The 6,189-nt window shown below is 69.0% G+C and carries 8 protein-coding genes; 5 read left to right on the forward strand and 3 right to left on the reverse strand.

What is annotated here, in order from left to right; translation table 11 throughout:
- Together ACZ4NB_RS38590 and ACZ4NB_RS38595 are read right to left on the reverse strand one after the other, a co-directional pair.
- The coding region (locus ACZ4NB_RS38590) for a hypothetical protein (protein ID WP_467667731.1) at positions 1-210 on the reverse strand (210 nt) is incomplete at its 3' end.
- Between the two features lie 103 nt (positions 211-313).
- Complete coding sequence (locus ACZ4NB_RS38595) at positions 314-640, reverse strand: hypothetical protein (protein ID WP_467667732.1); 327 nt, start codon at positions 638-640, stop codon at positions 314-316.
- A 574-nt stretch (positions 641-1,214) separates the two neighbouring features.
- Between ACZ4NB_RS38595 and ACZ4NB_RS38600 the strand changes: the two genes are divergently transcribed.
- From ACZ4NB_RS38600 to ACZ4NB_RS38610, 3 genes are all read left to right on the forward strand, one after another.
- A complete protein-coding gene (locus ACZ4NB_RS38600; RefSeq protein ID WP_467667733.1) occupies positions 1,215-1,619 on the forward strand; it encodes a hypothetical protein in 405 nt (134 codons plus the stop codon).
- Positions 1,620-1,766: 147 nt separating this feature from the next.
- A complete protein-coding gene (locus ACZ4NB_RS38605) occupies positions 1,767-2,054 on the forward strand; it encodes a hypothetical protein (protein ID WP_467667734.1) in 288 nt (95 codons plus the stop codon).
- Complete coding sequence (locus ACZ4NB_RS38610) at positions 1,996-3,333, forward strand: site-specific integrase (RefSeq protein ID WP_467667735.1); 1,338 nt, start codon at positions 1,996-1,998, stop codon at positions 3,331-3,333. The genes ACZ4NB_RS38605 and ACZ4NB_RS38610 overlap by 59 nt, the downstream gene beginning before the upstream one ends.
- A gap of 482 nt (positions 3,334-3,815) precedes the next feature.
- On the opposite strand, the gene ACZ4NB_RS38615 is transcribed toward ACZ4NB_RS38610, so the two are convergent.
- A complete protein-coding gene (locus ACZ4NB_RS38615) occupies positions 3,816-4,442 on the reverse strand; it encodes a YigZ family protein (RefSeq protein ID WP_467667736.1) in 627 nt (208 codons plus the stop codon).
- Positions 4,443-4,702: 260 nt separating this feature from the next.
- On the opposite strand from ACZ4NB_RS38615, the gene ACZ4NB_RS38620 reads away from it, so the two are divergent.
- Positions 4,703-5,491, forward strand: a complete 789-nt coding sequence (locus ACZ4NB_RS38620) for a type VII secretion system-associated protein (RefSeq protein ID WP_467667737.1) — start codon at positions 4,703-4,705, stop codon at positions 5,489-5,491.
- Between the two features lie 126 nt (positions 5,492-5,617).
- Positions 5,618-6,025, forward strand: a complete 408-nt coding sequence (locus tag ACZ4NB_RS38625) for a CoA-binding protein (RefSeq protein WP_467667738.1) — start codon at positions 5,618-5,620, stop codon at positions 6,023-6,025.
- Positions 6,026-6,189 lie beyond the last annotated feature (164 nt).

A 6,189-nucleotide genomic window follows, 5' to 3' on the forward strand; every position in this document is an offset into this window, starting at 1 on the left:
GTGGCACTGCGGGCACTCGTACTCGACGGCCGCATCACGCCGAACCGCGGTGGCCAGCAGGCCGGCCGCCTGCAGCTCCATGACGATCGCGGTGGTGAGCTCCGGCCGGCCGGTGATCGCCGCGTACTCCGCGACCCTGAGCGCCGCGCGCTCCACCGGCGAGAGAGGGGATGTGTACGGGGTGGATGTTGATGCGATGATGACGTCCATGACGCCTGCCCTTCAGTTGGGTGTGGGTGGTGCGTCTAGGCCCCGCTGCCGGTGTGTGGAAGCCCGGCTGGTGGGGCCGATTGCCGCCTAGGCGGCGGGTAGCTCAGCCGGCGAGGGCGAGCTCACAGTGGGAGTCGCTGGGGGTCTTCCGCGCCTGCCGCGACGCGGACCGCTTGGGGCGTCGCGCCTCCGGCGGGCGGGAGTCCTGCGAGAGCTGCTGAGCCTGCAGCTCCAGGTCTCTGAGGTAGGCGTCTACGGATTCGATACGGGCGCAGACGTTGTTGCCGAGGATGAAGGTCTCGGGACCCTTTCCGGCCATGCGCCACTTGCGGTAGGTCTCGGCCGTGATACCGAGCCGTGAGGCGATGCCGGGGCCCTTGGTGCTGTCTCTGATGAAGACGAAGCCGTCCGGGGGTGTCCTGCTGGCCACGTGTTCTCCTTAGTCCGGTGGGGCGGGGTTGGGATCCGTGTTGGTCGGATCCGGAGACGCCGGGGGCGCAAAAAGCACCAGTACGGCGACGCCAAGGGACTCCGCGATGTCGTGGGCGGTGCTCGCGTCGCATTCGGCGCGGCGCCCGCTGACCAGGTGCCCTATGAGTGAGTGGTGGCTCAGACCGGTGGCTTCCGCCAGTGATCTGACTGTGTATGGAGTGCCGCGCCCGGGGTGCTGCATGAGGTACTGCAAGACACCTCTGTCGCGGAGCCGGTAGCGCACTCTCAACGGATCTCCATTGGAACAGATCGGTTCTTGATGGGAACAGATAAGCACAACCGGAGCCGGTTCGTCTACCGATCCGAACGGCCAGATTCGAAGTTTCCGCGCGGTAGCTTGAGCGCTAACCTCAATCCGTAGACGATTCGTCTGCGGGCGGGGAATGGTTGTAGGGATTGACCTGCGATTTGTAGAGTCAGCGCGGCCCAGAGACGAGACGACCGTGGATGAAACTCGAAGGGACGATGACATGGAGGCGGCCGCCGACCGTCAGCACCACAAGGAGTCAGCCGTGCCCGACTCCCTTGCCGAACAGATGGACCGCGACGAGCTGAGCCGCCTGGTGCGCGAGGCCAATGACGCCGGCGCCTCATACCAGCAGCTGGCCGACCGCGCGATCGACCCGGAATCCGGCGAACAGCTCTCGAAGCCCTACATGCAGAAGCTCGCCACCAATGCCGTGACGACCGCCCCCAACGCCTCGCGCCTCCGAGCTATCGCCGCCGCCCTCCGGCAGCCCCTTGCCGTCGTGCAGCGCGCTGCGGCACGCCAGTTCCTCGACTACAGGGCCACCGAGTTGTCCGGGTACGACGATGACGTGCGCGTGATCGTCGCGCATCTGGCGGGCATGACGCCGAGCGCCAAGCGCCGCTGGCGGGCGATGATCGAAGCCGTTGAGGGCTTCGACGAAGAGTGACGGCGACACCCAAACAAGACGGCGCATATCGGAACGATTTGCGGAACCTTGTTGTGGGTTCAAATTTCGGAGGGTAGCTTTCCGGATTCAACCCGTCACATCAGGGGACTCCCCCACACCCCTGTTCCCACGGCATAGGGGTGCAGGATGATCGACGTCCAGTACGTGTACGACAAGGGGCGAACCTTCGACGAGCCCGTAGCTGTCCGCGAAACCCGCGGCACGCTCCGGTTCGAGCTCTACCGCGGCCTCTTCCTCCCCGAGGGAGTGGTCGCACTCAACTCCGTCGTCCAGGAACTCCTCGCCGGAGGACAGTGGTTCCAGCTGTGGCGAGGTGAGATCGTGTCCATGCGCTCACCTCTGCTCAAGGAGCCCCATGGCCGGATACATCGAGGATCGCTGGTGGACCAAGAAGCCCGATCCCAAGACTGGTAAGAAGCGCAAGACCGCCCGGTACGGCAAAGGCAAGCGGTGGCGGGTCGCCGGAATCCCCGGCGTCCGCGACCGCTCCTTCGACAACAAGACCGGTCCCGACGGGGCGGATGCATGGCTCGCCGACGCTCAGAGCAAGAGCAAGTCTGGGGACTTCGTTGATTCTCGGCGCGGGGAACTGACACTCGCCAAGTACATCGAGGATGAGTGGTGGCCGTCAGTTACGGGCGATGTGTCCACACTTCAAACTGTCAGGGGCCGCGTGTGGAACCACGTCATCCCGCTCGTTGGACACCAGAAGCTCAACGCGATCAAGGTCGCACAGTTGCGCGCCTTCGTGAAAGACCTCAACAAGCAGACCGGCGCAGGGACCGCGCTCGCGGCCTGGGGCTACCTGTCGTCCATTCTGCAGATGGCTGTTGAGGACGAGCGGATCCCTCGGAACTACGCCACCTATCGATCTGCCAAGGCCGGGCTGCCGAAGCGGCCGGAGCGCAAGGCACGCGCTTGGCAGCGCGATCGAGTTCGAGCCGTACAAAAGGCCATGCACCCGCGGTTCCAGGTAATGATCGACCTGGGCGTAGGGGTCGGGCTGCGGCAGGGCGAAGTCTTCGGGCTGTCCGTTGAGGACATCAACGAGGAGGCCGGCGTTCTCCATGTCCGACGGCAGATCCGCAAGATCGGCGGCAAACTCGTCTTTGCGCCGCCCAAGGGGGGCAAGACGCGCGATGTGCCGCTGCCGAGGCAGGTGGCGAGCAGGCTACGAGGCCACCTCAAGGCATTCCCTGCATCTGGCGTGACCCTTCCCTGGATGAACCCGGACACGCCGACCTCGGAGAAGGAACGCAAGGACTGGGCGCCCCAAACGCATCTCTTGGTCGTCACCGCGGTACAGGGTGGCCCGCTCCGCAGGGATAGCTGGAACATGCGCCACTGGAAGCCCGCCCTCGCCGCGGCTGGCGTCATCACAGAACCTGAGACGCTCAAGCAAGTCTCCAGCGACGGCAAGAGAAAGTGCACCGTGCTGAAGTACGAGGAGAGCAGGGAACACGGGTTCCACGCCCTGAGGCATACCTTCGCGTCGGTGCACCTGGACGCTCGGGAAAACGTGGTAGCAGTATCGAAGTGGCTAGGCCACACAGACCCGAGCATCACGCTCCGGATCTACGCGCACATGATGCCCGAGGCGGATGGCCGCGGGCGGGCGGCGATGGACGCCTGGTTCGAGGCCGCCCCAGACTCATTCTCCCCAGATTCTCCCCAGGAAGCCGAAGCGGCGTGAAGTCGAGGCTCGGACCGCGCGTGCAGTCCGGGCCCCGATGCGCCCTCAACGCACACCCATCCCGGTGGGTACACGCCTGTGAACTGCGGAAACGCCATCCTAGAGGTAGAGGTAGCAGTCGCCACGGGTGACCCAACGGCTCTCCCGTCCGCGCTCCTTCGCTTCATTCTGAGTCAGTCGCCGCACATCTGGCTCATGTTGATGGCGGTGGCCTGGAACAGGCCGATCCGGCGGACGAATCCCACCCGCTCGTCGAGGAGTTCAGGCACGGCCCGCCCCTTCTCGTGCCGGCCCGCACACCGGGCCGACGGCCCTTTGCCGCCGGGCCACAGGCTGGCACGATCGCCGCGCCGGCGCACCGGTCCGGGCGGTACTTTCCGGGGCGGCCGACGCACCTGCCCGACCGGCGGCGGGCGGGCGACGGGCGGGCGGGCGAACCGCTCCACGGCGATCCGGTTCGGGCGGGCGGGCCGGCCCGCCGGTCACAGCTCCCCGTACGCCTCCCCGCCGAGCTCCAGCCGCGCCGTACCGGCCGTCGTGTCCGCGAGCCAGGCGCGGAAGGCGTCGAGATCCGCCTCCGGGAGCCCGACCTCGATGCGCACCTCCGCCCCGTACGTCACCTCGCGCACCGCCCGTCCCGTCGTCCGCAGGTCGTTCTCGACCCGGCCCGCCCGTTGGTGGTCGACGGTGACGGTCACCAGCCGGAAGCGCTGCCGGGTGACCGTGCCCAGCGCGTCCAGCGCCTCGCCGACGACGCCGCCGTAGGCACGGATCAGACCGCCGGCACCGAGCTTGACGCCGCCGAAGTAGCGGGTGACGACGGCGACGACGTAGCGCACCTCGCGGCGCACCAGCATCTGCAGCATCGGCACGCCCGCGGTGCCGCCCGGCTCGCCGTCGTCGCTGGCCTTCTGGACGCCGCCGTCGGCGCCGAGGACGTAGGCGAAGCAGTGGTGGCGGGCGGTCGGATGCTCCTTGCGGACGCGGGCGATGAAGTCCTGCGCCTCGGCCTCGGTCGCGACGGGCGCGAGCGCGCAGAGGAAGCGGGACTTGTTGATCTCGATCTCGTGGACGCCCTCGCGCGCGAGCGTGCGGTACTGCTCCTGCATCCGACCAGCCTATGCGGCCGCACCGACAGGCCGACCGCCGGCCGTCGGCGGCCCGCGCCGCGCTGGGCTGTCCGCCGAACGGGTTCGGGTGCCCGCCGTACGGGCGCGGTCCGCACGGCCAGGCGGCGTACCCGCACCGTCCGCACGGTGCGTCGGGGCGACGTCGGCGCCGCCCGTGGGCACTGTGAGGCCAGTGCGAGAGCCTCGTGTTCCGGGGCCCCGCTCGTAGATCAGGTACCGGCGGGTTGGCGGAGGGCTGCATGGAAGAGAGCACACAGTCGGAGACGACGGCGGGCGTTCCCGTGACGGGCGAGGAGATGCCCGAGCCCCCGCCGGAGGTCGTCGAGGCGGCACGCAACGCGCCCGACCACTGGCTGGCCATGGTGGATCTGACCTGGCAGGGCGAGGGGCAGCCGCCCCTATGGGCGCTGATCGGGCAGTGGCGGTCGGGCCCGACGGGCGAGATCGAGGAGTGGCGCGACAACCCGGACTACCGTCCGTCACCCCAGATGCTGGACTGGCCCGAGCCGACCGACCCGGTCGACCACGCGCTTCAGCTGGCCGCGACCGGCTACGGTCCGGGGCACGAGGTCTCCGAGGCGCTGGCGCACGCGGAGGTCGCGGTCCTGGTCACCGCGACCGGCACCCCGCTGGCCGCCGCCTCACCCGAGGGAACCCCGGTCATCCCCGTCTACACCTCGGAGAGCTACGTCGAGTCCGTGGGCCGGCTGCTGTACGACCGGCGCCCGGTGAGCGAGCTGGTCGAGCAGCTGCCGCCGGGACATGCGCTGTACCTCAACCCGACCGGGCCGGTGAGCATGCTCGTGGACACCGAGGAGCTGCGCGCGACGCTGGCCGGGGCGGCGGAGACACCGGACGAGGCCCAGGACGCGGCCGGAGCCGGGGCGCTCCGCCCGGGTACCGGGGCCGGCGGGGCCGAGCCGGTGGGCGGCGGCCGCGCGATCGGCAAGCCGGCCCGCGCCGCCAACGGCAGCACCGTCGTCGGGGCCGGTCTGGCCGGCAGCGGAGCGGCCCACGGGGCGAACTGACCCGCCGGCCCATCGAGCCCGCCCCGCCCGCCTTCCCCTTCGGGCGGGGCGTCCGCCGTACGGGAATCTTCCGAAGACACCGGCCGTTGATCCGCACAGGACCCTTCCCTTCGCAGGAGGCAGTGCGTGTACGGCGATCCCCGAACGATCCGCAGGATCCTCAACGAACTCGGTGACACCTGGGCGGTGGTGGGCCTGTCCGCCAACGAGCAGCGTGCGGCCCATGGTGTCGCGGAGGTGCTGCAGCGCTTCGGCAAGCGGATCGTGCCGGTGCACCCGAAGGCCGAGACGGTGCACGGCGAGCCCGGCTACCCCTCGCTCGACGCGATCCCCTTCCCGGTCGACGTGGTCGATGTCTTCGTCAACAGCGAGCTGGCGGGCGGAATCGCCGACGAGGCCGTCGCGGTGGGGGCGAAGGCCGTGTGGTTCCAGCTCGGAGTGGTCGACGAGGCGGCCTGGAACCGCGTGCGCGACGCGGGTCTGGACATGGTGATGGATCGTTGTCCGGCGATCGAGATACCCCGTTTGGGCTGAGCTGCGGGTGCGTCAGCGAGAGGCTCACGCCCAGGTGCGCGATCTGCGGCCGTGTGAACAACCCTGCAGGTCAATACACCTAGGGCCTGTCCGATGGGTCGGGGTCGGAAAGGCCGCGGCGTCTGGTGCGGTGCATCGCAAGGCGCCGGAGCGTCTCGATAGCG

This window comes from Streptomyces sp. NPDC026575, from assembly GCF_055567415.1.